Origin of the sequence: Sphingobacterium sp. UBA3549 (assembly GCF_002376635.1) — a bacterium.
Classification (GTDB): Bacteria; Bacteroidota; Bacteroidia; order Sphingobacteriales; family Sphingobacteriaceae; genus Sphingobacterium.
The window spans coordinates 41,216-66,956 of the sequence record NZ_DFOE01000032.1; the positions used below are offsets into that span (position 1 = coordinate 41,216).

The following is a 25,741-nucleotide window of genomic DNA, read 5'->3' on the forward strand; positions in this document are numbered from 1 at the left end:
ACATGATGAATTTAAATAAAAACATGACTTCAATAAAGGTTTTCTTATTGCTGTTCATTTTGTTGCATCTTACAGCATGTAAAGATAGTTTCCTTGATGTGAAGCCGTCTACAGACATTGTGTCTCCAAAGACATTGGATGATTTTCAGCAAATGCTGGATTATCCCCGGGTAAACCAGACATCAGCACTCCCGTTGCTATCCTCGGACGAGTATAGTATACCGGAGGAAAAAGACTTTTTGACGCAGTCAAATTTGGAACGAAATGTTTATATCTGGTCTGACGATCGGTATGGTGGACAGACGAGTATAGAAGATTTTAATTACCCGTATGAGGGCATATTTTATGTAAACTCGGTTATCAGGGGAATGGAAGATCTTAAAGATGCTGCCGTAGATCGAAAAAAATATAACCATATTTTAGGGCATGCCTATTTTGCACGCGCTTTTGCATGTTTTGATCTGGTCAAAAACTTTGTCGCACCCTATGATGCCGTTTCAGCAGGACAGGAACTAGGAATAGCCTTAAAGCTTTCTCCTAATATTGATGAAGTAGTACAGCGTTCTTCTATCCAAGAAAATTATGATCAGATCTTGTCCGATTTGAAACGTGCTACTTCATTACTGGATGCAGCCATTACAGTCAATAGAAACCGAGCGAACAGGCCTTCTGCTTATGCTCTGGCTGCCCGCATCTATCTAAGTATGCGCAATTACGAGTCGGCGGAGCGATATGCCGATAGCTGTCTTGCTATGTATGATAAGCTTATCGATTACAACACCGTTAGCTTAACAGCAGCAACACCTTTTGCGCTAGATAATGAAGAGTCAATGCTGTATTCAACAGTGGGACGAAATTATTCATTGGTATTATATGCGAGTATACAAAATATGAGCATCGATAATGGCCTTTATAATTTATATGCTGATAATGATCTTCGCAAATCCATCTTCTTTTCAAAAAATGCTGCAAACGGACTCATCAAGACAAAACGGGGATACAGCGGTTCTTCCCGGTTCCCTTATTCGGGATTGGCTACGGATGAAATATATCTGATCAAAGCAGAATGTGCAGCCAGAAAAAATGATCTTCAAAACTGTAAGGATTATTTATTCAAGCTGCTTTCCAAAAGATATAAAACCGGGACATTCACAATGGATGATTTTTCTACAAAGGCCGAAGCCCTAAATAAAGTATTGATAGAAAGACGGAAAGAATTGGTATGGCGGGCAGGATTACGTTGGGACGATTTAAGGCGGCTCAATAAAGAGGGTGCGAACATATCCCTAAGCAGGAAGCTTGGAAACGAAACGCATATACTCGAAGCAGGTTCTGCACGATTTGTATTCCCAATCCCGACCAATGAATCTATTTTTTATACACTTAATAAGTAATCATGAGAAAAATCTTATTTAAAATAATTTCATGTTTTATAGCCTGTATTTGGGCAATAGTGTCGGTAGCGCATGCGCAGTCCGATATAACCCTTACGGGGAGATTTTTAAAAGAAGTACCCAAGGGTACAAAGTTGCACCTGATTGTGCTCGATGAATATGCTTTGCCGAATTGGTACGCATTTTCAACATCTTACAAAAGCGAAATCAGTACGGATGGCACCTTTCAACTTAGCTTTCAGCCTAAGAGTTCCAAACTTTTTGTCAGTTTTAAGCTTGAGGGCTCTCATCAGGAATATAATTACCTAAATAGCTTGGATAATAATTTTACACTTTATCTGATGCAGGCCGGAGATAGCTTGCAGATGGATGTAGCGGATGATAATATTAATTTTTCTGGACGAGGTGAGGATCGGATGAACTGCCAGCAGGCTATCTATGCTAATCAGATATTTCCGAGAAATTCGATTTTACCTTTGCTTCGTCAGAAAGAACGCGAAAATAGTAGTGATTACATAAAGTCTTTAATAGAGTTGATAGAAAAAAATCTACAAACAAAGCTAGCCATACTTGACCTTTACAAAAATGATTTGACCGATTCCGTATTCCAGATCATAAAATACAATACGATCGGAGGTGCCTATTCAACAATATGTTCACAATTGTGGTTGAACAAAGGAAAAGCAGGGTTTGACTTCCCGGTATTCAGGCAAGAATATCTAAATTGGCTATCTCACCTTCCAAAAGATGATAATGATCTGGCCGCATATGCACCACTGTACATTAAATATCTTTTTGAACGGGAGCGAAGCCGTGCAGCTTATACCAAATATCCTGATAAAATCGCCCCTGATTTTGAATTTAAGGATATAATGCAAGCGATTACTTCCCGTATTTCAAACAAACAACGCGAAGCATTGTTAACTGCAACTGCAATTAATCTCGCTGAGCGAAAAGCAGGAGTACAAGACATTGCGGCAAGCATTTATAAGATGTTAAAGGATCCCACTATTAAGCATCTATTTGAAAGATGGCAGTTGAAAACAGGTAATAATGTACCGGCCTATGCCTTTAGCTTGCCGGATACTTCAGGTCGCATACATCGCCTAGAAGACTTTAAAGGTAAGATGATTCTTATTGATCTGTGGTTCAACGGGTGCTTCGGCTGTAAATATATGAACAAAGAAATGCGCAAGATCATAGACCATTTTAAATCCAAAAAGACAAAAAATATTGTCTTTATTAGCCTCAGTGTTGATAAAACCCGAAAGGCTTGGATAAATGGATTGAAGACCAAGGAGTATAGCCAGCCAGAGCAGCTGAAACTTTCAACATATGGAACATCATGGTATGAAAGTCCATTCTATAAACATTACAATTTTAAGGGAGCGCCGCAGCTATTACTGATTGATAAAAAAGGGAACATTATTTCGTCGGGGCCTCCAGATCCGAGGTTAGATGGTGGAAAAGCATTAATTGAGTTAATGGAAAAGAATCTTTAATGCAACAGGCCGGCAAATAATTGCCGGCCTGTCGTATTAGATCCAAAAGACTATTGGTAAAAAGCCTTATCTGAATCTGGGTGTGGTTGTACACCATTTGCCGGAGTAGCTTGACTGTAGTCCAACGTCGAAGGCAATGAAGCATTCTCAGATTGAATGACACAATCATTAGGACTCGGCTCCTGACAATTCTCACTAGGATTTGGAGCAGTCGTAATTTCTAGATATTTACCAGTCGACTGGTCATTTACCCAGTAACGCATCGTAGCCTTTCCAGTAGTAATTGCTTCAAGTTTTTGCGCTTGTTGATTATCTAACTTTGAAGCTTTTTGCGCTTGAGCATACTGAGCCATTCCAGCACCAGCTGCGATTGTTGCTACACCCAGTAGCAATTTCCCATAATTTTTAATTCTTTCCATGGGTTTAAATTTTAGAATGTGTAACTTTTGTTTTTACCAGGGCAAAAATTCCCGCTATCACCCAGATGATATTAAAGGCGATATGCGTTTTCCAGCCCATCGATTCGATTACACCACCACAGTGACAAAGCTTATTCTCCACAAATTTGACCATCAAGCTGAGGTAAACAGTGAATAAAATCATCAGTACGGTCGAAGCCCACAGGGCAGCCCGCTTAATCCAATACACTGGGATAACCAATAGGATCGCCAACATAATCTCCAAGGAGGGGATGCCATAGCCGATCAACTTCGCGTACTGACCTAGATAGGGGATCTTGCTATTACCCTTGATAAAAGCGGCCATGTTCATAAACTTAGCCCATCCCGTGTACATGTAGATAAAGGCATAGCCATAAATGATCACATCAGGTAAGTGACGATAGATCCAGCGTGCAACGGAGCGGATTGAACTACCGCGTTTAGGGGAGCTTGCCGGCCGATCCTGTTGATATTCGTATGTATTGAAGTGCTTCTCCATAAGCGCTTATATCGTGATGATGTATCTTCTGTTTGTTGTTCTACGGAGCCACCTGTACCCAACAGACGGATTTCCTGGGTAGCCTTGCTGCTTAACGACATTGCCGGAATAGCGCAAATTTTCTTTTGTACTGTCTCATAATCGTGTTTTTTATTGGGCATTTCGGATAACGCTTTTTAGCTGTACTTTGACTTGCTTCAACCAAGCTTTAGGATGCTGACCTGCTTTATCCGACCTGCTATTACAAAGTTGCAGTACAATTTCTGGTAAATGTTGGGATTTTGACCACAATGTTTTGGGTTTGCTATCGCAAATTATTGCGATAGAAAACCCAAAAAATTGGGCATAACTTGGACTTAGCATGCGGCCTTCGCTAGCGTATTCCCAGCAGCAGCAGTAAAAAAAGAGGTCCGCCCCTTAAACCATATCGTGACGAAGAAGGTTACCAAATGGTATAATGGGGTATCAATACAAAAGTTAACGTAAATTATGTATGAACGCTTAAGGATTCTCGCTTCGCCACTTTTTATTCTTTTTCTGGTCCTGCTGCTCGTGAACGACTTCTATTTAAAAGCGGCATTTCACAATGTGCTGACAGGAAAGATTTCCGATTTTAGTGGGCTTTTTATATTCCCTATTTTCTGGTCGGCAATCTTTCCCAAACGGAAAGCCCTGATTTTTATAGCCACAGCAGTACTATTTACCTTTTGGAAAAGTGAGTATTCGACGGGGCTCATCCAATGGTTGAATCCTTATTTTGCTGTAGGACGGACAGTCGATCTGTCCGATCTCATGGCATTGCCCATGATCGGCTTGGCCTGGTTGTATACGAAGAGCGGATCACGGCCTGCCATCCCGCCCGCGTTCATGCTGCGCGTAAGTACTTACCTGATCGGTATGGTGGCTATGTTCGCTTTTTGTGCCACCACACAGCCGCGATATATTCAAGCTTTTGAGCAACCGCAGTATGTCTTACTAAAGCATCCGACGCTCAAGAATTTTGAACCTTACTATGGATTTCAATTTTATAAAAAAGATTCGCTGCTTGTTGTTAAAATAGATTATTTATATACCAACAGGCCTGCCCGGAGCGATGATTACAATAAAAATAAAAATATCCAACAGCTCGATCAGGACGTGTTAAGCATTATCGGGGACAGTGCAACGCGTATTCCTGTTGGAACAATCACCCAGCTCATCATCCACACGGAGGATGGGACGGATTCGTTGCGGTTTAACGGCGGACGCCTCGATGGACCATTGGTAAGAACAAAAGGTAATACGCGGGTCATAGAAGGATTTTATAAGATGGGACTGGAAGATGCTACCTGGACACTCCAAGATAGTAGCAGTAACGATAGGGTGGTACAGACATTTGTCAACGGCGAGAAAACGCAGGTAAAGCAGTATAGCGGGGATAAACTCAAGTCCTCTTCCAAGGTAAACACACGTGCCGATACTATTTTCAATACCTATGTGCAATTGGCGATGCTGACTTTAGCGGTAGGCGCGATGTGCTTCCTATTGTACAAGAATAAGCGCACAACAATACCTAAAAACCTAAAGCTCAGTTTGCGTTGGAAACTGCTGATATGCTTTCTGTCCCCACTGGTGGTATGGCTGTTTTACGTCGGCATCATGCTCTTGCTGATGAATTACGATGAGGATATTTTTGAAGCTATAGCAACAGCTATGTTTATTTTTATAGCCGTCTGCCCATTCATGTTTATCATTGTTTTTGCGATCAAACTGGCCAAGGAAATCGATGTGCTCTGGTACTGTCTTTTGTTTGCGCTTCTGCTAAGTATTTTTAAAACATATACCATGCTCGAAGCACTGATGAGCTAAAATGGAAACATAGCTCTTTATTTCTGCGTAGCCACTCGTTTAGTTTACGACAAATAAATACCGCAAATGTGATCCATTGTAAGCTTTTTTAGTGTCTCAAAAGATTTCCTCGCATTCTTTCGAATACGATTTCAGGTCCCCCAAGTAAAAAAAATAGGATCACAAAGGCTATCTGCGCCAAGATAATGTAGCTGTTCGGAAGGAGTATGAGCCACCAGACAAAATTTTTTTTTTGTATCTTGAAGAGCGAAGTAAGTGTTAGTGTTGATATCAGTAGGAATAAAAGCAGGTAGACGCCATAAGTCATGAGATCATTCCAGTAGGCAAAATAAAACAAAGTTCCGTTTGCAATGGTCATGGTGGCTGACAATAACAGTAAAATTTTGCTATTCATAATCTTGTTTTCACTTCAATATTATATGTAAGTAATTGCCAATTTTCAATTCTAAATAATGAGAATGTCGTTTCAGAAATTTTTTAAATTTTTATAAGAATAGCAAATGCAACCTTATTGCATTTATTATTCTTTTTATTAACTTCGCTCATTATTAAATTATTAAATCTTTCAATATGAAAAATTGTGTTACTTTATATGTCGCGTTGTTGACATTAATGTTATTTAGTTGTAATAAATCTAATAATTTGTTTACAAATTCAGATGAAAATTATGATAAAGAACTAGTACTAATGAAGCGATTATCTGATGAACCATTTTTACTGTCAAAGAAAAAAGTGAATGTGGGATCAATGCGGGCAAGTAGTGTAACTTCGAGAATTCCTCAAAGTTATATTGGACAGTCATATAATACAGCAAAAGGAAATTTTGGAGATGCTGGAGGACTTGGTATTCCTGTTATTGATCTGGATAAAATTATAGCGAGCGAGCCCAGCCTTTATAAGCCCTCTTTACCTATTCATAATACTGACGCGAAATACTTTGCATATTCAAATTTTGATCGCTACCAGGAAAAATCCAACAAATCCAGTACTGTAAAGGGAGGTTTTCAGTTAAGGGTTGGTCCTTTCTCGTTTGGAGCAAAAAAAAGCCAAACAACTGTGTTTGGATCTGAATTGGTCAATGAAAGTAATAGTGTCTTTGGAGAGTTAAACATCACAGTTGTCGATGAGCAACATACGCTTACTACAAGTGAGAATATTATAAACCGAATAAAAAGCACTTATTTACATCCATTATTTTTAGACGAATTATATAATAATCATCCAACTGAATTTGTCAATTCACATGGTGGATTCGTAACAACCAGCATTCAGACAGGCGGGAAAGCGACAGCTTTGTATTCTGGAAAATATGTCAATAATCTAAGTGTCGAAAGTCATGAGAAAAATATGGAAAAATCAATATCAGCTTCATATTCATTTAATAAACGACCAACAGGTAAACCTGACTCATTAGGTGTTGATTTTAGTTTAGGAAAGGCCAACAGCAGTTATATTGCTAAGCAGAATAATATAAGTAATTTTTGGGCTTCTGTTAGGACCTTTGGAGGCAAGTATGGTTTCAATACATTTACTCCTGCTAAATCTCTCGACGATATAAACATTAATTTTGCTGATTGGACAAATTCGCTGAATGATAAATCTACACATGTTATGATAGATTTTGGGCCAGAGGGCCTTTTGCCTATAACACAGCTAATTCGCGAGGAAAATATTAGGAAAAATATCGAAAAACAAATTTTGACCAACTCTCCGAGCGCTAAACTTACTGAGCCTAGTCTAGTCATTGTAAATTTGAATACGACTGGATCAGGTTCTACCCGTAACTATGCTACGTTTTTGACCACTCGATATGGCGATAGAGTTTTACTGGATGCAGCAGGATTTGCAAGCAATTTATCAACAGCTAATTTTAATGCACTTTTTAACGCTTATATTAGTAAGAAGCGAAAATTTTACGGTGTGAAAGTTACACAGACGTCGATAGAAAAATTGAATCAAGATGTCATTACAACAAATTTTCAATATATCATGAAAAATGATGGAACTAGTCAAATCGATGAAAATAGGATGGTAAAGTTCACAAAAGGTGGAATTTTATATATACTTGATGTGGCAAGCAAAATTGGCTACTCCATACCCGAAGACTACTTATTAGACACATATCTGATGAGAAGTTGGGTCGATTTAATGGCTTTAGTGCAAATAACAGATCGGCAGCTTGATGAATATGTTATTGTAGGATTGTAGTGACTACAAAGCGAACTAGTTCAGCTTTCCTTTTAGCTCTCTGATTTCAAGGTTACAGCCTCAAAATAGAGAGCTAAAAGAAAATGAATTGCGCTACTTTATTTCAGGCAATAATCTATTGAATGCGAAAGCACGCCCGCAAAACTCCATACTCAAGTATCTTGCGCCCCTGCCGGGGCGTAATATTTCCATCGGCATGAAGCTTAATACTCCCTATCCCGCATCATCCGCCGCAGCAACTCCATACTGATGCCCATAAAATGGGCGAGCTCCTTCTGTGTAATGTGAGCAAGGAGGTCGGGATAATGATCAAAAACAAAATCATATTTGTCCTGATTATGCAGCGAAAGGAGCTTGTGCCGGTAGTCGAGATAGCGCAGCTGCTGATCCTTAAGGTGGGCGTACAGGTAAAAAACTTTTGGGTTGTGTGCATTGATCTCTTCCAGTTGACGGAACGAGGTGCGGAACGTCAGGCAATCGCTCAGTGCAACAAAGCGATAATTGTGCTTTTGATTGGGGATCATCAGCGATTCGCCAGCAAGGGCATAGCGTACCGGACAGGTCTTTTCATATTTGCCAAAAAGCCCCTCGGCAATCAGATACAGATCGCCCCAGTCGTTTACAAGGTGCTCACCCTTAACGAATTTTTCCTCTTGCAAGAGCGATGATAGCTCGGGGATGTCATCCTGCCAATGGGGAAGGATATCCTTAAAAAAAGGGTTGAGCTGCGCATGTTTACTTCTCCTCATAATTTAGCTTTTGGTCGTTTTACCTGTGGATCATCAATCAGCAATTTATAAAACTTATACCGGGATAGCAATTTTTGGGAAATAAAGGTTTTCAATAGGGTTAAAAAGGGTATATACAGGGATAAGTAGGAATCGTGCAATTGAACTAGTATGCGATAAATCTATTCGTCCCTGGAAATTACTTTATTTCCCATTACTTCTATAGATAAAATGTAATGCACATATTTGTAGCATTGACAAGCGATTGTCCAAAGAAATGCCTAACAAGTGGGCACAAAAATAAGTTAAATGATAAATTTTTCGCTGCTAAAGAAAAGGTGCTAATAGACTGCAAAAATTGGACTTAAATGACCAAATAAAGGATGCTAAATTTATTGTTAATCAGGTTGTTATGGCTTTCGGTGGGTAGTTGTCCATGGTAGTGTCGTTTTGGCTTAAATGTTAGTTAATGACGAAAGTAAAAAATTGTTTAATAATTATAACTTGATGTGTTTATGTTTAATTATTATCTTAGCTTAAAATATTAGTGATATGATGATCTTAGGAATATTTTTAATACGATTGAAGACAACCAATGGAAGTGACCGACAGTTCACCCTATTTTAATGTTAAACTAACTTTTATAAACGAAGGTAATGGCAAAATACGATGTAATGATTATTGACGACGATCCCTACGATAACCGTATCGCAGCGAGCGCATTCCGACAAATCAATGAGGTCGGTGAAGTGCGGTGTTTTACAAAACCGATTGATGGTTTCAACAGCATCATGGACAATCCCCCGGATGTATTGCTTTTGGATGTGGAGATGCCCGAGATGTCGGGGATGGATCTGTACCAGACACTGCCGCAGGCAAAGAGACCTCCCGTTATTCTATGTACCCATTCAGATCAATATGCTTACAAGGCCATCAAAATCGCGGTGGCCGACTACCTCATCAAACCGGTGCGGTTTCCCGATCTCTTTGTCGCTTTCGAGCGCGCGCTCTATCAGAAAAATGTAAACATCAACATGCCTTTCCAGATTGAGCCCATCGGGAAATGGTTTACCTTCAAAAAGATGGATCGATTTGTACTGTTCACTGATATTCTGGCGGTATCGTCAAGTAAAAATTATGCAATCTTTCACCTGCGGCAGGCAGAGGACGATTTTAACTACCGCATCACGATGGACGAGGTGCAAACGATGCTACCAAAAAGTACTTTCGTGCGCGTACACCGCGGTTTTATTGTGAGTGTCAACTTTGCCAAGAAAGTTGTCAATCGTAAGATTTTATTCCCTGAACGTACCGATCTAGATATTCGCGTGAGTATGATGGGGCTGCTAAGATTACGCCAATACGCCTGAAAGGTGTATGGGTTATACACTTTTCATAAACCTTAAATTAATAACAATGCCCAAAAAACAGTACCTCAGGGGCTTACTATTAAGTCCAGGGCAGGCCTATGCCCAAAAATTAATCTTGCTGGAACTCCTGGCCGTCAAGCGTCAGCTCGCAACATACCTCGACCTACGGGAGCAGCTGGAACAGGAAAATGTGCTGCTGCGGGATGCCGAATATGTCAAATCGCATGTCGGCATCTCCACAGAAACGCTCTATCGGCTGCAGCGCGATGGGCATATCTGCATTGCCAGGCGCGTACACAACAAACGCTACTACCGCGATGTGGATGTGGAGCGACTGCGCCAACATTACCGCGGCCTGTAGTACGGTCTTCCCTACATGTTTACCTATTGAAATGGAGCTGATTGGAGCGCCGCCCCGCCTGGGGCGGCGTTTTTAGGCAATTGGCCACTTTCTCCCGACCTTTTCCCAACCAATTCCTGCCTTTACAGCAATTTTCATCGTACGGGCATCGGGTGCCCCTCGGCCCAAATTCGAACAAGACCCGAGGCGAACCCGATAAAATTCCGATCAATGCTGGGAGTTGGTAACGAGTGAATAGGGAGTTAACAGTAGAATTAGCGCTTTTTTAGTCTAAATTCTGTCGGCCTCATATTGGTGAGTTGCTGAAAGTTGTTGCTAAATGCAGCGATATTGGAATAACCAATGGCATAGGCAATCTGGGTCATGTTCAAATCGCTATCTTTGATCAGTTCCATGGCCCGAATAATCCGCAGCATTTTTAAATACTGAACAAAAGTGATATGCAGCTTGGTCTGGAATAATCGGGTCAGGCTGCGTACACTCATGCCCGATTGCTGCGCAATGGTATCCAGGCTGAGATCTTCATGTAACCGATTTCTAATGTTGTCCGTAATAGCATTGAGCCGTTGATCATCTGTAGTCGGCAGTTGGATGGAGAATTTTTTGAGGTTTTCTTGTGATAGTACGCCTTTAAGTGTGGTCAAAAACTCAAATTCCCATGACCCAACGCCATAATCACCCTGCCATTGCTCGCTAAATAAGAGCATTTCTGCAAGCAGCTTACTCACCGGATAAATACCCAGCTCGTCATAAAAAGCACTCGATTTCTGTGCAGGAAAGTAAATATTGATAATGTACAGATCCTGCGTATTAAACATCAGGTTGTGCGGATAGTGTGCTGGAATCCAGATATAATGATTGGAAGGAATATAGAAATCCTTTTCGTCGGTCTGCAGATAAGCAATGCCCCCATACACCATCAGCAACTGCGCCTTGTCGTGCTGGTGCGCAGGCAGGCGCTGTTCGGTCTGCTGTCGCATGACAAGGATGGAATCGGGATGTTGATCCACACGGTTGATTAATTCGCTAAGCCTATCCATGTGGCCAAATTTAGTAAATAATAGGCTAATTATATAAAAACTTGGTCTGCGGTGTTGGATAATTTTGCGGTGTTAATCTTCATACAATCAACATGGAACAAAAAATCATAAAACCCGATAAACAAATCTCGCCGCTTCCATCGGAAGAAACTGACAAATCGTATCGGTATTGGCTGGCTTGCGCCTATGCCAGTCCGCTGATGCCCCTATGCGATTTAACATTCGTTTTTGATGCATTGAAAAAGACGCTCAAACACGGCTTAAAAGCCAAGCCTATTTTCGGCATACTGTTGCTGCTGGTTGCGCCCGCTATTTACGCGCAGCAGACAGAAAAAATCAAACCCTTAAGTTTGGAAGAAATGTGGACCGTGGCCGAGAAAAATAACCGGCAGCTCAAACTATCCGACCTCGATCTGCAGCAAAGTAAACTAGCAATTTTGGAAGCTAAAGACCGTTTGTTGCCCGAACTATCGGTTGGTGCCGATGTAAAACTCAATTCTAAATTTCTGATCTATGACGATGGATTGTTCGCTGCGCCACAGGATGTGCCTGTAAAAGGCTACGGCTATGGGGTGGGCTACAACCTGAATTTTAATCTGTACAACGGCGGGAAGGATAAAAGGAATATCGCCCTGAAAAAGGAAGAGACGACGCGAAAGCAGTATGAAGCAGAGCAGCAAAAGCATCACGTAAAATATGATGTCGCTGTTGCTTATTTCGATCTCTACAAGTTTTTGCATTTCTACGATTTTCTTGACGCAGAGATCCAAGCAGAGAAAAAGCAAAAGCGATTAATAGAAAGTCTGCACAACAACGGTACTGTGCTTAAGAGTGATGTGCTGAGAACCTCGGTGAAATTGTCGCAATTGGAACTCAATCTTTCCGATCTGACAAAAAAGATTGAAATCGCCAAACAACGGCTCAATATACTGATGGGGCGTGCAAACGACGCCGCATTGGCAATCACCCATACAGACAGTGCTGCATTAAATGTCTTTGAAGATGATCGCTACACCGCGTATGTAGACCTGGCGTTTAACCAATCCCCGGCATACAAAATAGCCCATAGTGACATCACATGGAGCGAACTGAACGTCAAGCAGATGAAAGCGATGGTATTGCCCAAAGTTTCTTTGTACGCGAACTATAATTACACCTATCCACAGATTTCCTTTTATCCGTATTCAAATGACCTGTGGGGATTTGGCCAGACAGGGATCAAAGTGCAGTACGCCATTGACAACCTGTTCAAAAGTAAACATGCAATCGCGCATGCCCAGGTGGTTAGTTGGGAGGCGCAAGAAAAAGCAGCCATTCAAAAAGATGAAATCTATCTGCAGGTTAAAGATGCTTATTTGCAACAGCAGCAGGCTTTGGAGCGTGTCAAAACGGCCGAACAGCAAATCATCCAAACGACGGAAACCGTCCGTGTGATCAGGAGCAGTTATTTAAATCAGGAATCATTGCTGAGCGATCTTATGGAGGCTGAAAATGCGCTATTGGAAGCAAAATTTAACCGCACAACCGCACAGACAGACGTAAAAGTAAGCCATATCAGACTATTGGCTATTGTAGGAATTCTTTAATCAACGATCATGAACAAAAATAAAACAGACAAAATTGTGGTCAGCCTAACCCAAGGATTGGGCATTGCATTATTCGTAGGCATCCTGGTTTGGGCAGCTACCTATTTTTTAAAAGGGTATCGCTATGAGCAGACCAACGATGCCCAGGTAGATGCTTATCTCTCGCCCATAAACGCCAAAGTGGGCGGATACATCAGCAGGATAGCGTATAAAGACAACCAGCTGGTTAAAAAAGGGGATACGCTCGTCGTCATTGAAGTGGACGAGTACGGACTGAAAAAAGATGCTGCATCGGCAGAACTGCAGAGTTCACAGGCCAAATTACCCATATTGGCCGCAAGCGAAGAGACGCAACGTAAAAGTATTGCGGTGATCAAAGCGCAGTTGGCCGGCGCTAAAGCCAGATTGCAGCAGCAGCAGAGAGAATTTGGGCGCTATAAAAATCTACTGGCAGATGAATCGACCACACAGCAAAAATTTGACAATGTCACTACCGCTTTATCCATTGCACAAGCTGATTATGATCAGGCGAATGCAGCTTTGCAGGTAGCCGAATCCAAATTGACTGATTTTAGCGCACAGCAGCAGGCGATACAGGCAGAGATAAAAATCAAGCAAACCCTGCTACAAAGGCAGCAGCTCGATATTCGATATACAGTTATTACGGCACCTTTTGACGGGCAGATCGGTAAAAAGACGATTCAGGAAGGTCAACTGATACAGCCCGGGCAAACCTTGGCTTTTTTGGTGAACAAGGCCGAGGAAAAGTGGGTGATGGCCAATTTTAAGGAAACACAGATCGGCAAATTCACCATCGGACAAGCCGTAGCTATTGAGGTGGATGCCTTTCCGAATGAGCGCTTCAAGGGGACCATCGAGTCGCTTTCGCCAACAACGGGTTCACGCTACTCGCTGCTTCCACCGGATAACGCTACCGGCAATTTTGTGAAAATCACGCAACGTATTCCTGTTCGGATTAAATTAACCGATACGGCTGAAAAGTTAGGAAAACTCTCTGCCGGAATGAATGCCAATGTCTATGTTTTAAAAGCGAAATGATGCAAGCACATAACCTACCGATTTTCAGATCCTGGGTGTCGGAGTGGGGGGCGCGATCTGTCATATTTGCCATTCTGATGACCTGCTTATTTAGTTTCGCTTTCTACGGTAGCCCCGTTGCAGCAATGGGATTTTACGGCATACAGCCTACCGATGTACAATATGGCATGGTCGTTATCTATGGTTCTACCGTAGCATTCCTCGCACTCGACTTCCGGATAGTCAAATATTTTGCGCCGAGAAAATACTTGCTGATTGCCCTGGCCATGAATGCATTATGTTCCGTGGTCTGCTTTCATTTTAAAGATTGGACCGTTTTTGTTATCTGCCAGTTTTTGCAGGGGATCACCTGCGCATTGATGTCGGGGATTGTGTTACAGCTTATCTTTCCAAGATTACATGCTGTGCGCGCCCGGGTGATTGCTTATAGTCTTCTCTACGGCTGTATACAAATTGCTGTGCCCTTCTATGCCATCTACAACAGTGTGATACTCTATTTCTTTGATTTTAACTGGCTATTCTACGGGTTTATTATCCTGCTCATGATCCTGGCAGGGGCGGTGGTGTTAACCATGAACAGTAAAGCCCGGTTTAGCAAAAAGATTCCACTTTATCAGGTGGATTGGATCGGCTATCTGTTTTATGTATCCTTCATTCTGCTGTTGGGATACATCCTGGTCTATGGGCGCCAATTGGGATGGTTGGATAGTTCGCTCATTTTGATGCTTAGTATCGGTGATTTATTTATTCTTTCGCTCTTGATCGTCAGAGCATCAAAACTCAAAAGACCCTTGATCAATTTACAGATCTTTAAGGCCAAGAATTTTGTGTTGGGGATATTCCTACTTGTTACATTCTACCTGTTCAAAGGAAGCACTGGGCTTGCTTATGGCTACCTGGAGGTAATTTTAGGCAATGATCCATTGAGCACCATTCCGATATGGACAGCTGTCATTGTGGGGACCACGCTGAGTATGTTTGTTACTTCCCGATTTGTGCTGATGGGGTATAATCTGATCCGTCTGATTGTTGTTGGATTTGGAATCATGGCGATTTATTATGCCTATATGATCCTATTTGTGTCGGTACAGGGAGAGACGGTCGATTTTCTGCTCCCCCTATTGATCTATGGTGTAGCCACAGGGGTATTATTTGTACCGATTGTTTCCTTTACCACTTCATCAGCACCGCCCAAAATTGCCATTAATGCATCGCTTGTGGGGATATTGGCCAGGTTTACAGGTTTTACCCTAAGCCTGGCATTAAATAACGAACTACAATTAGTTGCAAAATCTGGGGTTCGGGAGAAGGTGCGGGAGGCACTGACAGAAACCAACCCGCAATTACCGCTTACGATGTTGGATATTCAGAATCAATATATGCATGCTGGCAGCGATATGTATACCGCAAAAGCAGTAGCTACAGGCTATTTTAATCAACTGATAGGGCATCAAATATTGGCCCGTGCTACCCGCGATTATTACGATTGGATGCTAACAGGCGTACTGATCGTCATTGTTATTTTGCTGCTTTTACCACGAATTCAACGTGTTGTGTTGCGGTTAACAAAAGGAAATGTGCCTTAAAGCGGCCTATAAAATCGCAACGGCACTGGCTATTTTTTTATTCGAAAAAATAAACGACATTTATAATTGACGACAATAACCTTATAGACTAACAAGTAGACGAATGATATTACGCGAAGTTACACCACTTTCTGATAAAGACTGTTTCATGGTATTTGCCCGAGAGAAGTCATGTTTTGATTTTCCAATTCATGTCCATTCAGAATTTGAGCTCAATTTCATTGAAAATGCTGCTGGCGCACAACGTATCGTAGGAGATAGTATAGAGGAAATCGGAGACCTCGAACTTACACTGATCGCCAATGCCAACCTCGAGCACGGTTGGTTTGACCATAAATGCCAGTCCACACATATTTCCGAAATCACCATACAGTTTCAGCCGGATTTATTGGGTGAAACGCTACTCAACAAAAATCAATTCCGTTCCATCAAACAGTTGGTAGAAAAGGCAGTGTATGGTGTGACGTTCAGTCTGCAAACCATTCGAGCGGTACAGGAATCGATCAAAAAGCTCGCCTATGAAAAAGATGGCTTCCATTCTGTGGTACGTTTGTATGATATCCTGTTTATTTTATCACAAGATGTACACATGCGCGAACTCTGCAGTCGTTCTTTTCACAGCAGTATCGGGCAGCACGATAGCCGACGTGTTGAAAAAGTATTACGCTACCTCTCCAAAAATTATCAGCAGGAAGTGTCGCTAGGTGAAGCCGCCGATCTGATCGGGATGACCGCTGTTTCTTTAAGTAGATTTCTAAAACAACGGACCGGCAGAACTTTTGTCGATACCTTAAACGATATTCGGCTGGGCCACGCCAGCCGGATGCTGGTGGATACAACACACAGCATTGCCGAAATTGCATTATTGTCGGGTTTTAACAACCTATCCAATTTCAACCGCACCTTTATGAAAAAGAAAGGAGCAACCCCTACAGACTTCCGGACTAAATACCGCAATTCTAAATTCTATTGGTGAGCCGAACGTATACATACGGCTAAAAAAATATAGGTTATACACTACTTTAAAAAGTTGTAAATGCTGTTATTGGTTTAAATAGCATGAGAAGAAGATAAAAAAGTATTAGCCTTGAGTGCCCATTGTTGTTAGTTTTGGAAGTAGTTAAAGCAATTTAAATAACCAATTTTAAGGGAACTCAAAAATGATCAAAAAAATCTTTTATGCCTGTATGGTTGCTGGCCTTACTCCGATGCTTACTTTTGCCCAAAAACTGCAGCTATCGGGACAGGTAATAAACCAACAGACCAATTTACCGATAGCCGGAGCAACGGTGCGCAACGGCGCAGGAAAAACTGCGCTGACAGACGAAAAGGGCAATTACCAAATTGAGGTCAGTTTAGGAGACAATCTGTTTATATCGTTTCTGGGTATGGAGACACGCACGGTAAAAGTCACCGCGCGGCAGTCGATCAAGGTATACTTAAATCCCAAATCTGATGTGTTGGACGAGGTGGTCGTTATTGGCTATGGAACGATAAAAAAGAGGGACATGTCGGGATCGGTTGGCCAGGTAAAAGCCGATGATATCCTGGCCGGAAACCCGGCGCCAAGTATCAATCAGGCACTACAGGGACGGATGGCGGGTGTCACAGTCAACCAGAACGATGGGGCTCCAGGTGCTGGTGTATCCATTACCATCCGGGGGACCAACTCCTTTACGACCAGTTCGCAGCCTCTTTACATTGTGGATGGCATTCCTTTTGAAACAGGGTCTACACCAGCTAGCTCGGCCAATAGCAATAATATGCAGACTTCAAATGCATTAGCCGCCATTAACCCCAATGATATCGCATCGATTGAGGTGCTTAAAGATGCCTCAGCTACCGCCATCTATGGGTCTAGAGGCGCGAACGGCGTGGTGATCATCACCACCAAAAGAGGCGAAAATGGCGTCGACAAGGTCGAGTTTACGTCAAATTTAAGTGTTTCGAAATTGGGCAAAAAGATCAAAATGCTCGATCCCTACACCTATGCCAACTACATCAACGAACAGGCCATCAATAGTAAGAAATATGAAGGGCTGAATTATTCCACACTTCCCTATGCCGGAATATGGTCTTATCCGCAACAGGGCAGCTTTGACCACGGTACGTATAATCCATCCCCTGAAGATTTTCTGTCACCGGGATTGCGCACAGACGAACATGGAAACACCTCGATGGTGGAAGGTGCCGACTGGCAGGACGAAATCTACCAAAATGGCTTGCAACAAGAATATAATTTGAGCCTTTCGGGTGGAAGTGATAAAGGATGGCATATGATATCGGGTAACTACCTCAATCAGCGGGGCATCATCAAACGGTCAGACTATAAGCGTATTGCGTTTCGCGCAAATGTGGGACGAAAGGTGCGCAGCTGGCTCGAACTCGGATCAAATATAAACTATACCAACGGTACAAATAACTTCGCTAAATCGAATGCCTACGATTACGGGATTATACGTTCGGCATTGCTATTCCCGGTAACGTACGGTCCCAACATGTCTACGATCGAGTCCGATCAGCTCAATTGGCTGGCCTCTAATCCTGGGGTGTATGTCAATACGGCAAAGGATCAGCTCAAATCAAATATGATATTCACCTCTTCTTATGCCAGTGTAAAGATTTTACCCAATTTGACTTTTCGCCAGAATTTTGGATTTGGCTATACCAACAACAACCGCAATACCTATTATAACCGAAATACCCAGGAAGGGCGTACACCTCGCAATGGAATGGGCGGGCAGAGCGATAACTGGTATCAAAATTTGACGGCCGAATCGATCTTAACCTACGATAAAACGTTCAAACAGGACCATAATCTAAACGCTGTCGCCGGTTTTACCTATGAACGGGCAGACTATGGCGGCAAATCCATGAGCGCCACCAATTTTCCGAACGATATTACAGGAGAATTTAATATGCAAACAGCATTGAATCCGGAGGCGCTCATCAGTAATCGTGGACAGACAGCAATGGTTTCGTTATTGGGACGCGCAAATTATTCGTATAAGGGTAAGTATATCGCTACAGCTTCCATAAGACGGGATGGCTCCAGCCGTCTAACTGTAGGGCAGCAATTTTCAAACTTTCTCTCTGGAGCATTGGCATGGCGTATGTCCGACGAACAGTTTATAAAAGACCTGAATTTTTTCAATGACCTCAAATTGCGGGTAAGCTATGGGCAGACCGGTAATCAAGGCGTAAATGCGTATCAAACAAAAGCGGTGTTGGGAGTGGCCAATTACCCCATCAATGGAAGTCTCAACAGTGGTTTTGCTGAGGTGGACTGGCGCGGTGCGCTCAATCCCAACCTGAAGTGGGAAGTAACGGATCAATTTAATGCTGGGGTAGACATGGCTTTTTTAAATAACCGTATTCAATTGACAGTGGATGCTTACTACAAAAAGACAAACGGTCTGCTGCAGAATATTCCAATCGGCAGCGATGTTGGTTTTAAGAATATGTGGATAAATTCAACTGGCAATGTCACCAATAAAGGGCTCGAAATAACAGGTAAATTTGCAGCGATAAATCGTGATCACTTCAAATGGAATATTGATGCCAATATTTCCTTCAATCGCAATGAAGTACAGGGGTTAAATGCAGACGCCTTTTCAGACAGGCTGTGGTACAATGCAGACAACATCTTCTTGCAGCGCAATGGCTATCCGATCGGAACAATATTTGGCTATGTGGAAGACGGATTTTATGATAATGAGGCAGAGGTGCGAGCAGAAAAAGTGTATGCCAATGAAAGTAACGGTCTGGTAACGTCCAAAATTGGAGAAATCAAATACCGCGACCTGAATGGCGACGGCGAAATTACGACTGCAGACCGCACGGTCATTGGCAATGTCAATCCCGATTTTGTCTTTGGTGTGACCAATAGCTTGAAGTATAAGAATTTTACGCTGGGCATCTTCCTGCAGGGATCTGTAGGGAACGATATTTTGAATGCCAACCTGATGGATATGAAAATGGGAAATATTGGCAATATTCCCCAAAAGCTATACGATAGCCGATGGACAGCTGAAAACCCACAGGATGCGCGCTGGCCAAAGGCGGTGGCGGGCTATACACGGACCATGTTGACCTCCAACAGGTACGTCGAAAATGGTTCTTACCTGCGCCTCAAAAATGTCAATGTCGGATACACGTTCAATAATCCTTTCAAAGGTCTCAACGCGCTTTATATCTATGCGAGTGCGACCAATCTCTTTACGATTACAAAATACAGCTGGTTTGATCCGGATGTGAACGCTTTCGCAGGCGACCCTTCACGAAAAGGGGTAGATATCTATTCGTATCCGACGAGTAGAAATTTTTCGCTGGGCTTAAAAGCTGATTTTTAATATTCCTAAACGCTGATGATTATGTTGACCAAAAAAAATAAAACCTATATAACGTATGCACTACTGGCCCTATTGGGATTGCCGGTTATCGGGGGCTGCGCAAAAATGATTGAGGAGAAAAAATTTGATTTTATCGAACCCGAAAGTATTCCTGATTCTGAAACAGGGGCGGATCAGTGGGTAGCGGGTACCTACAGCAAACTCTTAGATGATATGTTTCGCTGGAACGTTTTCCCTCCGGCACTCGAGTTTGATTGTGACTACATGTCGGGCCCCGATTGGTCGTTCGGCAATTTGGGCGCGGGCAATTTCCAGAATAATGATTATACCAAAATGACCTGGGAAGGACCCTATAATCTCATTCACCGCGCTAACCTGGCGATCGAAAATATTACCCCGATGAAGACACTGTCGGAGCCAGTAAAAAATAATGCAATCGGACAATTGAATTTCCTAAAAGCGTATGCCTATTTTCTGTTGGTACGTGCATTTGGGGAAGTGCCCATTCACACGATCACCGTCAATGCTGGTGGGGATATCAATCAACCGCGTCAGCCAATACCGACTGTGTATGCACATATCATTGACTTGCTCAGCCAGGCCGAGACCATGATGTATAAAAATACAGATGCCGGTTTTCAGCCGGGGAGAGCCTCTGCTGGCGCTGCAGCATCGTTATTGGCAAAGGTGTATGTGACAATGGGATCGGGTGCCTTGGCGACAGGTAATGTAAATGTCCGGGGCGGAGTTCCCTTTACGATGAACGGAACTGAAAAAGTATTTACCAGCCCGGCGACATTTACAGTGAGCAAGAAACAGCTCGCTGGCTATGCGAGTTTGAATGCACAAGAATATTTTACCAAAGCGCGTGATAAAGCCCTTGAGGTCATCAACGGAAAGTATGGTGCTTATGCATTATTGCCTTATGACCAGGTGTTTTTGAGAGCCAACCGCAACAGCAGCGAAAATATCTGGACGCTGCAGTCGGTGGCTGGCAATGCAAACTACGGAGTACAATTCTCTGCTGGCTATACCGGCACTTATAATGCCAAAGGCAACATTGAAACCGGACTATGGTGGGGAATGCGGGACCATTGGTATAAACTTTTTGAAAGCAAAGATTATCGGATTGTGCGCGGAGTGATGCATCGATGGATCAGACAGGGCGGCGATGCCAGCTGGGGCGGGGGCTCTTATTACCCCAACAATGAAGAATGGACCCGTAAAGCAAAGGGATATACCAATTCGAGCGGTACTTTTGTACCCCCAGAGGCTCCGTTTAACGATGGCGCAAATTATAGAAGTGAAAAATCAGCAGACTTCCTAGCCTATTTAACAAAATATGCGGATGTAAGTGACAATAAAATAGAACGAACAGATGCCGCCTGGTATTTCTTACGTTTTGCCGATGTCCTGCTAATCTATGCAGAGGCAGCCAATGAGGTCGAAAACAGCGGTGCAGCACGCGCCGCAGCGTTGGCCAAACTGAATCAGGTGCGCGAACGTAGTAATGCCACGCCACATCGCCTCACCGGAGATGGCAACATCGATAATCAGGTTGCATTCCGATCGGCAGTATTGGAAGAGCGTGCGATGGAACTTGCCCTCGAGGGAGACCGCCGGTGGGACTTGATTCGATGGGGCATTTATCTCGACGTCATGAACAGGATCGGCGGGGTAGATGAAGTTGGCGTACTAAAAAGCAGAACGGATAAACACTTGTTGTACCCGATCCCGAATACAGCGGTAGGGGTCAATACGAATATTACAACCAATAACCCAGGATGGAATTAATCCACTAGTCTTAGTAAATTATGAAAATAAATAAATCTACATATTTTAGCTTATCGTTGTTGGCACTGCTGACAGCGGGAGCTTCTTGTCAGAAAGATATTGTGAAATACGACGATAACTACGACAATCAGCTCACTTCAAACGGGGCACCTTCGGTACAGAAGATTTCTACGGCAGCGGATCTCCAAACGGCCATTACAGCTGGCGAACTGACCCAGATGATTGTCTTGCAGGGAGATAATCTGGCGCAGGTAAAATCAATCCGCTTTAACGATGTGGAAGTCGACTTAAAAACAATCTATTCCGTCCGCTCGCGCATCACATTGGCAGTACCCCGGGCCGTACCAGCGGTTGTCACGAATAAAATTACGGTAGTAACAGAAAAGGGATCAACCGAATTCCCCTTCGAGGTTAAGATTCCCAACGTCGTAATTGATGGCTTTTTTAATTAATTTGCCAGCCCGGGAGATACCACTATTGTGTTGGGTAAATATATGGATCTCTACAAATTGAATGAGACGGATGGGGAGTTTATGTTTAATAGCACGAGTATCAAACCAGTTAGGGCCACCAGTGATTCGCTGTATTTCGTTGTGCCGGCAGGCGCACCGGAAGGGGCTGTGATGACGCTGTCCAGCGATTTGATGGAAACACCCAAAAGTATTCGTTACCGCGACAGGGGACTTCAAATTGTCGATATGAATAGTTTATCGGACTTCATAACAGATGGCACCGCTACGGGTGATCCCAAACCGTTACCTGGTTTTGCCAAATTTATACGTTTCCATCAAAGCTCAGGCGCATGGTCCTGGAATCAATTCTTTTGGTCGGGTTTTGATATGCAGGATGCGCAGATAGTTGCCAATCCCAAAGATTATGAAGTACATTTTGAAATCAATACAAAAACGACGGCTCCAATTAGCGTGGGTAATTTTATTATGGATGGCGGACGCAGCCAAATGCGGTGGAATTTAGCAGCAAACGGCTCTTTCAATACCTATGGAAAATGGAAAACGGTACGGCATCCGCTGATTGAATTTTTTAAAGATGATGGCCAGCCAAATGGATCGTATTTGCAAATGGGCTGGAACAACTTTGTCTTTGTTTTTCAGCCAACTGCTGAAACTAACGACGACTTTAGTATCGTTAATATTCGTATTGTTAAAAAATAGGAGGCCGGTTGAAAAGATATGTTTACCCCATGCTGCTGGTAACTATGTTGCTGGCACTGGCTTGCCGATCGGCATGGAACAGTCCACAAGCAGATGATAAAACAGTCGTTGCCCAACACGGTCAGCTCCGGGTGTCGGGTACAGCACTACTCGATGCACACGGCGATACCCTGGCGCTCCATGGCGTAAGCTTGGGCTGGCACAACTGGTGGCCCCGCTTTTATCAGGCGCAGACCATTGACTGGCTTCAAAGAGACTGGAATATACAGGTTGTCCGCGCGGCTATTGGTGTAGAGCCTGATCAGGCGTACTTACAAAATCCCGAGGCAGCGCTGAAGCATCTATATACCGTGATCGATGCAGCAATAGCCGCGGGCATATACGTCATTGTTGATTGGCATGCACATCAGCTACATCCGCAAGAGGCCAAGGCCTTCTTTCGCACCGTAGCGCAAAAATATGGAAGTTATCCAAATGTCATTTATGAAATATTTAACGAACCCACGGAGACAAGCTGGGACGAAATCCAAGCCTATGCAAAGGAAGTAATACCTGTTATTCGGGCCATAGATCCAGACAATATCATTTTGGTGGGCTGCCCAAACTGGGATCAGGATATCCATCTTGTCGCCGATAACCCCATCCAAGGATTTACTAACCTGATGTATACGGTACACTTCTATGCAGGTACACATCAGCAGTTTCTTCGCGACCGTGCCGACTATGCGCTGGCCAAAGGTATTCCAATTTTTGTGTCGGAATGTGCGGGGATGAATGCCGACGGTAACGGACCGATAGACCAAGAGGAATGGGCAATCTGGAGGGAATGGATGCATCGCCATAAACTCAGCTGGATAGCCTGGTCTATCGCGGACAAAAATGAAAGCTGCTCCATGATTGCGGATGAACAGGTGCCAGCATATGGCTGGTCGGAAAGCCAGCTCAAACCCTGGGGAAAAATGGTGCGACAAGATTTAAAAAGAAACAATAAATGAGCAACGTTGTAAAAACTGCACTGCTAATGCTGCTGTATGGTACGGCAGCATTAAAAGGTCACGCGCAGCAGCAGGCTAAGAATAGTATGGCCCATAATGTTGGTGCCAATTGGAAGTTTCATGCAGGTGAAGGCAAGGACAGCAGCTGGAACGCAAAAAACTATCGGGATCAACATTGGGCAAGCGTGGTTTCTGATAAACCGCTCAAAGAGCAGGGGCAACTGTTACAACTGGGTTTTGGCTGGTACCGCAAGCAACTGGTCTTTCCGGCGCCGATGCAGCAAAAAATTGCCGAGGCAGAAGGCGTGCAAATCGACCTCGGTCAATTTGCAGCCTGTGAAGAAGTGTATGTCAATGGAATATTAGTCGGTAAAACGGGGGAGTTTCCGCCTAATTTTGCCGGCTACTTTGATCAGCAGCGTCGGTATTTTGTTCCCCTGGAAGCACTTGATCTTACCGGTGACAATGTGATTGCCATCAAATTTTTTGATGGGTGGAGCGCCAATGGCGGCTTCTTGAATGCAGCTGTAATGACGGTAGAGCCCGCTTCAACAGTCGATAAACTTAAGCTGAAAGTTAACGTACAGGATGACGATTATATTTTTCTGGGTGAGGATAGTATCGCCATAGCACCGACCATAGAAAACAAAGGTAAAAAATCACTGCGTGCAACCGTCAGGATTGTTGTGACCACGGATGCGTATAAACCGGTCAAATCGCAAGAGTTGAAGATCGATATTCCCGCACATGCGACAGCTACCATGGGTACCTTTGGGTTAAAAAATGCCGAGCCGGGATTTTACCGCTACAAGGTGTCTGTGGAGATGGATGGGGGCCAAAAGCTGGAAGAGCAGGTGAACGTAGGTTATGAGCCCGAAAAGATTGCTTCGCCGAACGATGAAGCAGCAGATTTTGATACATTCTGGACGGCCAATAAAGCGCAGCTCGCTAGCGTACAGCCAGATTATCAACTGATGCTGATTCCAGAGCAGTCCAAGCTCGATTATGAGATGTACCACGTATCCATGCGCTCGCTGGATAATGAACTGATCATGGGCTACTACGCTAAACCTAAAAAAGCAGGAATGCACCCCGTCATTGTGGAGTACATGGGCTATGGGTCAAAACCCTATTTTCCGAATCAAAGCTGGGATGGGTTTGCCTATTTTGTACTTTCCATCCGCGGACAGGCATTGAATGAGAAGTCCAATCATTTCGGTACCTGGTTTACCTACGGGATGGACAATAAAAATACGTATTACTATCGCGGGGCATTTATGGATGTGCTGCGTGCGCTGGATTTTGTCAGCTCAAGGGATGAAATCGATGGGGAACGTATTGCTGTGCGCGGATCAAGTCAGGGAGGCGCATTGTCGGTCGTAGCCGCATCGCTGGATACTCGTGTAAAGGCACTGGCCATTGGTATTCCTTTTTTATCCGATTTTCAGGATTATTTCAAAATCGCACCCTGGCCAAAATCGGATGTGGATCATTACCGGGCACAACATCCGGAGGTAAGCTGGAAAAAGGTGTACCAGACGCTTTCCTATTTCGATATTAAAAATCTGGCCAGCCGAATCCGTGTACCATTGGTCATGGGCATTGGCGTGCAGGACAACGTTTGTCCGCCACACATCAATTTTGCCGCTTACAATCAGGTGAAAAGTGAAAAATCATGGATGGCTTTTCCGCAGCATGGACATAGCACCGGGAATGCATTTTACGAGGCTGGATTGGACCTGTTTAGACGCACCCTCCAAGTTGGAAAAGAAAGATAAATCAAACATACAGAAGAACTTACTTTATA

General features: G+C 43.3%; 21 protein-coding genes. 16 read left to right on the forward strand and 5 right to left on the reverse strand.

What is annotated here, in order from left to right; translation table 11 throughout:
• The first annotated feature begins 2 nt into the window (after positions 1-2).
• Together B2W36_RS15795 and B2W36_RS15800 are read left to right on the forward strand one after the other, a co-directional pair.
• Positions 3-1,394 carry a RagB/SusD family nutrient uptake outer membrane protein gene (locus B2W36_RS15795; RefSeq protein WP_293888622.1) on the forward strand — a complete coding sequence of 464 codons (1,392 nt, stop codon included), beginning with the start codon at positions 3-5 and terminating at the stop codon, positions 1,392-1,394.
• Positions 1,395-1,396: 2 nt separating this feature from the next.
• Positions 1,397-2,896, forward strand: a complete 1,500-nt coding sequence (locus B2W36_RS15800; protein WP_293888624.1) for a TlpA family protein disulfide reductase — start codon at positions 1,397-1,399, stop codon at positions 2,894-2,896.
• Positions 2,897-2,946: 50 nt separating this feature from the next.
• Here the strand turns inward: B2W36_RS15800 and B2W36_RS15805 are convergent, their stop codons facing one another.
• Both B2W36_RS15805 and B2W36_RS15810 read right to left on the reverse strand, forming a co-directional pair.
• Positions 2,947-3,315 (reverse strand): hypothetical protein, encoded by a 369-nt coding sequence (locus tag B2W36_RS15805; protein ID WP_293888626.1) that lies wholly within the window; start codon positions 3,313-3,315, stop codon positions 2,947-2,949.
• A gap of 4 nt (positions 3,316-3,319) precedes the next feature.
• Positions 3,320-3,835, reverse strand: coding sequence for a MauE/DoxX family redox-associated membrane protein (locus B2W36_RS15810; RefSeq protein ID WP_293888628.1), 516 nt, complete (start codon positions 3,833-3,835; stop codon positions 3,320-3,322).
• A gap of 489 nt (positions 3,836-4,324) precedes the next feature.
• Here B2W36_RS15810 and B2W36_RS15815 point away from each other — a divergent pair, with 489 nt between their 5' ends.
• Entirely contained in the window at positions 4,325-5,683 is a 1,359-nt protein-coding gene (locus B2W36_RS15815) for a hypothetical protein (RefSeq protein ID WP_293888630.1), read from the forward strand.
• Between the two features lie 88 nt (positions 5,684-5,771).
• On the opposite strand, the gene B2W36_RS15820 is transcribed toward B2W36_RS15815, so the two are convergent.
• Positions 5,772-6,077: a hypothetical protein gene (locus B2W36_RS15820; protein ID WP_293888632.1), complete on the reverse strand. Its 306-nt coding sequence runs from the start codon at positions 6,075-6,077 to the stop codon at positions 5,772-5,774.
• A 176-nt stretch (positions 6,078-6,253) separates the two neighbouring features.
• Between B2W36_RS15820 and B2W36_RS15825 the strand changes: the two genes are divergently transcribed.
• Positions 6,254-7,891, forward strand: a complete 1,638-nt coding sequence (locus B2W36_RS15825; protein ID WP_293888634.1) for an MAC/perforin domain-containing protein — start codon at positions 6,254-6,256, stop codon at positions 7,889-7,891.
• 203 nt (positions 7,892-8,094) lie between these two features.
• Here the strand turns inward: B2W36_RS15825 and B2W36_RS15830 are convergent, their stop codons facing one another.
• Positions 8,095-8,640: a hypothetical protein gene (locus tag B2W36_RS15830; protein WP_293888636.1), complete on the reverse strand. Its 546-nt coding sequence runs from the start codon at positions 8,638-8,640 to the stop codon at positions 8,095-8,097.
• Between the two features lie 653 nt (positions 8,641-9,293).
• On the opposite strand from B2W36_RS15830, the gene B2W36_RS15835 reads away from it, so the two are divergent.
• Entirely contained in the window at positions 9,294-9,989 is a 696-nt protein-coding gene (locus B2W36_RS15835) for a LytR/AlgR family response regulator transcription factor (RefSeq protein ID WP_293888767.1), read from the forward strand.
• A 46-nt stretch (positions 9,990-10,035) separates the two neighbouring features.
• Entirely contained in the window at positions 10,036-10,350 is a 315-nt protein-coding gene (locus tag B2W36_RS15840; RefSeq protein WP_293888638.1) for a MerR family transcriptional regulator, read from the forward strand.
• 254 nt (positions 10,351-10,604) lie between these two features.
• Here the strand turns inward: B2W36_RS15840 and B2W36_RS15845 are convergent, their stop codons facing one another.
• The gene (locus tag B2W36_RS15845) at positions 10,605-11,390 is read right to left on the reverse strand and encodes an AraC family transcriptional regulator (protein WP_293888640.1); all 786 of its coding nucleotides are present in this window, start codon (positions 11,388-11,390) and stop codon (positions 10,605-10,607) included.
• 92 nt (positions 11,391-11,482) lie between these two features.
• Here B2W36_RS15845 and B2W36_RS15850 point away from each other — a divergent pair, with 92 nt between their 5' ends.
• From B2W36_RS15850 to B2W36_RS15895, 10 genes are all read left to right on the forward strand, one after another.
• Entirely contained in the window at positions 11,483-12,976 is a 1,494-nt protein-coding gene (locus B2W36_RS15850) for a TolC family protein (protein WP_293888641.1), read from the forward strand.
• 9 nt (positions 12,977-12,985) lie between these two features.
• Complete coding sequence (locus tag B2W36_RS15855) at positions 12,986-14,035, forward strand: HlyD family secretion protein (protein ID WP_293888643.1); 1,050 nt, start codon at positions 12,986-12,988, stop codon at positions 14,033-14,035.
• Positions 14,032-15,621 carry an MFS transporter gene (locus B2W36_RS15860; protein ID WP_293888645.1) on the forward strand — a complete coding sequence of 530 codons (1,590 nt, stop codon included), beginning with the start codon at positions 14,032-14,034 and terminating at the stop codon, positions 15,619-15,621. The genes B2W36_RS15855 and B2W36_RS15860 overlap by 4 nt, the downstream gene beginning before the upstream one ends.
• Positions 15,622-15,724: 103 nt before the next feature.
• The gene (locus tag B2W36_RS15865; RefSeq protein ID WP_293888647.1) at positions 15,725-16,597 is read left to right on the forward strand and encodes a helix-turn-helix domain-containing protein; all 873 of its coding nucleotides are present in this window, start codon (positions 15,725-15,727) and stop codon (positions 16,595-16,597) included.
• A gap of 184 nt (positions 16,598-16,781) precedes the next feature.
• The gene (locus B2W36_RS15870; protein WP_293888649.1) at positions 16,782-19,973 is read left to right on the forward strand and encodes a SusC/RagA family TonB-linked outer membrane protein; all 3,192 of its coding nucleotides are present in this window, start codon (positions 16,782-16,784) and stop codon (positions 19,971-19,973) included.
• 21 nt (positions 19,974-19,994) lie between these two features.
• Positions 19,995-21,767, forward strand: a complete 1,773-nt coding sequence (locus B2W36_RS15875; protein ID WP_293888650.1) for a RagB/SusD family nutrient uptake outer membrane protein — start codon at positions 19,995-19,997, stop codon at positions 21,765-21,767.
• Between the two features lie 20 nt (positions 21,768-21,787).
• Positions 21,788-22,219 carry a hypothetical protein gene (locus B2W36_RS15880; RefSeq protein ID WP_293888651.1) on the forward strand — a complete coding sequence of 144 codons (432 nt, stop codon included), beginning with the start codon at positions 21,788-21,790 and terminating at the stop codon, positions 22,217-22,219.
• A 42-nt stretch (positions 22,220-22,261) separates the two neighbouring features.
• Positions 22,262-22,939, forward strand: a complete 678-nt coding sequence (locus B2W36_RS15885; protein ID WP_293888652.1) for a glycan-binding surface protein — start codon at positions 22,262-22,264, stop codon at positions 22,937-22,939.
• Positions 22,940-22,947: 8 nt separating this feature from the next.
• On the forward strand, positions 22,948-23,934 hold the full coding sequence (locus B2W36_RS15890) for a glycoside hydrolase family 5 protein (protein ID WP_293888653.1): 987 nt from the start codon (positions 22,948-22,950) through the stop codon (positions 23,932-23,934).
• Entirely contained in the window at positions 23,931-25,712 is a 1,782-nt protein-coding gene (locus B2W36_RS15895; RefSeq protein ID WP_293888654.1) for an acetylxylan esterase, read from the forward strand. Before B2W36_RS15890 ends, B2W36_RS15895 begins: the two co-directional genes overlap by 4 nt.
• The last annotated feature ends 29 nt before the right edge of the window (positions 25,713-25,741 follow it).

What these genes read in the sequence shown, in the direction of transcription:
- B2W36_RS15795 (WP_293888622.1), top strand. Translation starts at nt 3, where the DNA reads ATGATGAATTTAAATAAAAACATGACTTCAATAAAGGTTTTCTTATTG.
- B2W36_RS15800 (WP_293888624.1), top strand. Translation starts at nt 1,397, where the DNA reads ATGAGAAAAATCTTATTTAAAATAATTTCATGTTTTATAGCCTGTATT.
- B2W36_RS15805 (WP_293888626.1), bottom strand. Translation starts at nt 3,315, where the DNA reads ATGGAAAGAATTAAAAATTATGGGAAATTGCTACTGGGTGTAGCAACA.
- B2W36_RS15810 (WP_293888628.1), bottom strand. Translation starts at nt 3,835, where the DNA reads ATGGAGAAGCACTTCAATACATACGAATATCAACAGGATCGGCCGGCA.
- B2W36_RS15815 (WP_293888630.1), top strand. Translation starts at nt 4,325, where the DNA reads ATGTATGAACGCTTAAGGATTCTCGCTTCGCCACTTTTTATTCTTTTT.
- B2W36_RS15820 (WP_293888632.1), bottom strand. Translation starts at nt 6,077, where the DNA reads ATGAATAGCAAAATTTTACTGTTATTGTCAGCCACCATGACCATTGCA.
- B2W36_RS15825 (WP_293888634.1), top strand. Translation starts at nt 6,254, where the DNA reads ATGAAAAATTGTGTTACTTTATATGTCGCGTTGTTGACATTAATGTTA.
- B2W36_RS15830 (WP_293888636.1), bottom strand. Translation starts at nt 8,640, where the DNA reads ATGAGGAGAAGTAAACATGCGCAGCTCAACCCTTTTTTTAAGGATATC.
- B2W36_RS15835 (WP_293888767.1), top strand. Translation starts at nt 9,294, where the DNA reads ATGATTATTGACGACGATCCCTACGATAACCGTATCGCAGCGAGCGCA.
- B2W36_RS15840 (WP_293888638.1), top strand. Translation starts at nt 10,036, where the DNA reads ATGCCCAAAAAACAGTACCTCAGGGGCTTACTATTAAGTCCAGGGCAG.
- B2W36_RS15845 (WP_293888640.1), bottom strand. Translation starts at nt 11,390, where the DNA reads ATGGATAGGCTTAGCGAATTAATCAACCGTGTGGATCAACATCCCGAT.
- B2W36_RS15850 (WP_293888641.1), top strand. Translation starts at nt 11,483, where the DNA reads ATGGAACAAAAAATCATAAAACCCGATAAACAAATCTCGCCGCTTCCA.
- B2W36_RS15855 (WP_293888643.1), top strand. Translation starts at nt 12,986, where the DNA reads ATGAACAAAAATAAAACAGACAAAATTGTGGTCAGCCTAACCCAAGGA.
- B2W36_RS15860 (WP_293888645.1), top strand. Translation starts at nt 14,032, where the DNA reads ATGATGCAAGCACATAACCTACCGATTTTCAGATCCTGGGTGTCGGAG.
- B2W36_RS15865 (WP_293888647.1), top strand. Translation starts at nt 15,725, where the DNA reads ATGATATTACGCGAAGTTACACCACTTTCTGATAAAGACTGTTTCATG.
- B2W36_RS15870 (WP_293888649.1), top strand. Translation starts at nt 16,782, where the DNA reads ATGATCAAAAAAATCTTTTATGCCTGTATGGTTGCTGGCCTTACTCCG.
- B2W36_RS15875 (WP_293888650.1), top strand. Translation starts at nt 19,995, where the DNA reads ATGTTGACCAAAAAAAATAAAACCTATATAACGTATGCACTACTGGCC.
- B2W36_RS15880 (WP_293888651.1), top strand. Translation starts at nt 21,788, where the DNA reads ATGAAAATAAATAAATCTACATATTTTAGCTTATCGTTGTTGGCACTG.
- B2W36_RS15885 (WP_293888652.1), top strand. Translation starts at nt 22,262, where the DNA reads ATGGATCTCTACAAATTGAATGAGACGGATGGGGAGTTTATGTTTAAT.
- B2W36_RS15895 (WP_293888654.1), top strand. Translation starts at nt 23,931, where the DNA reads ATGAGCAACGTTGTAAAAACTGCACTGCTAATGCTGCTGTATGGTACG.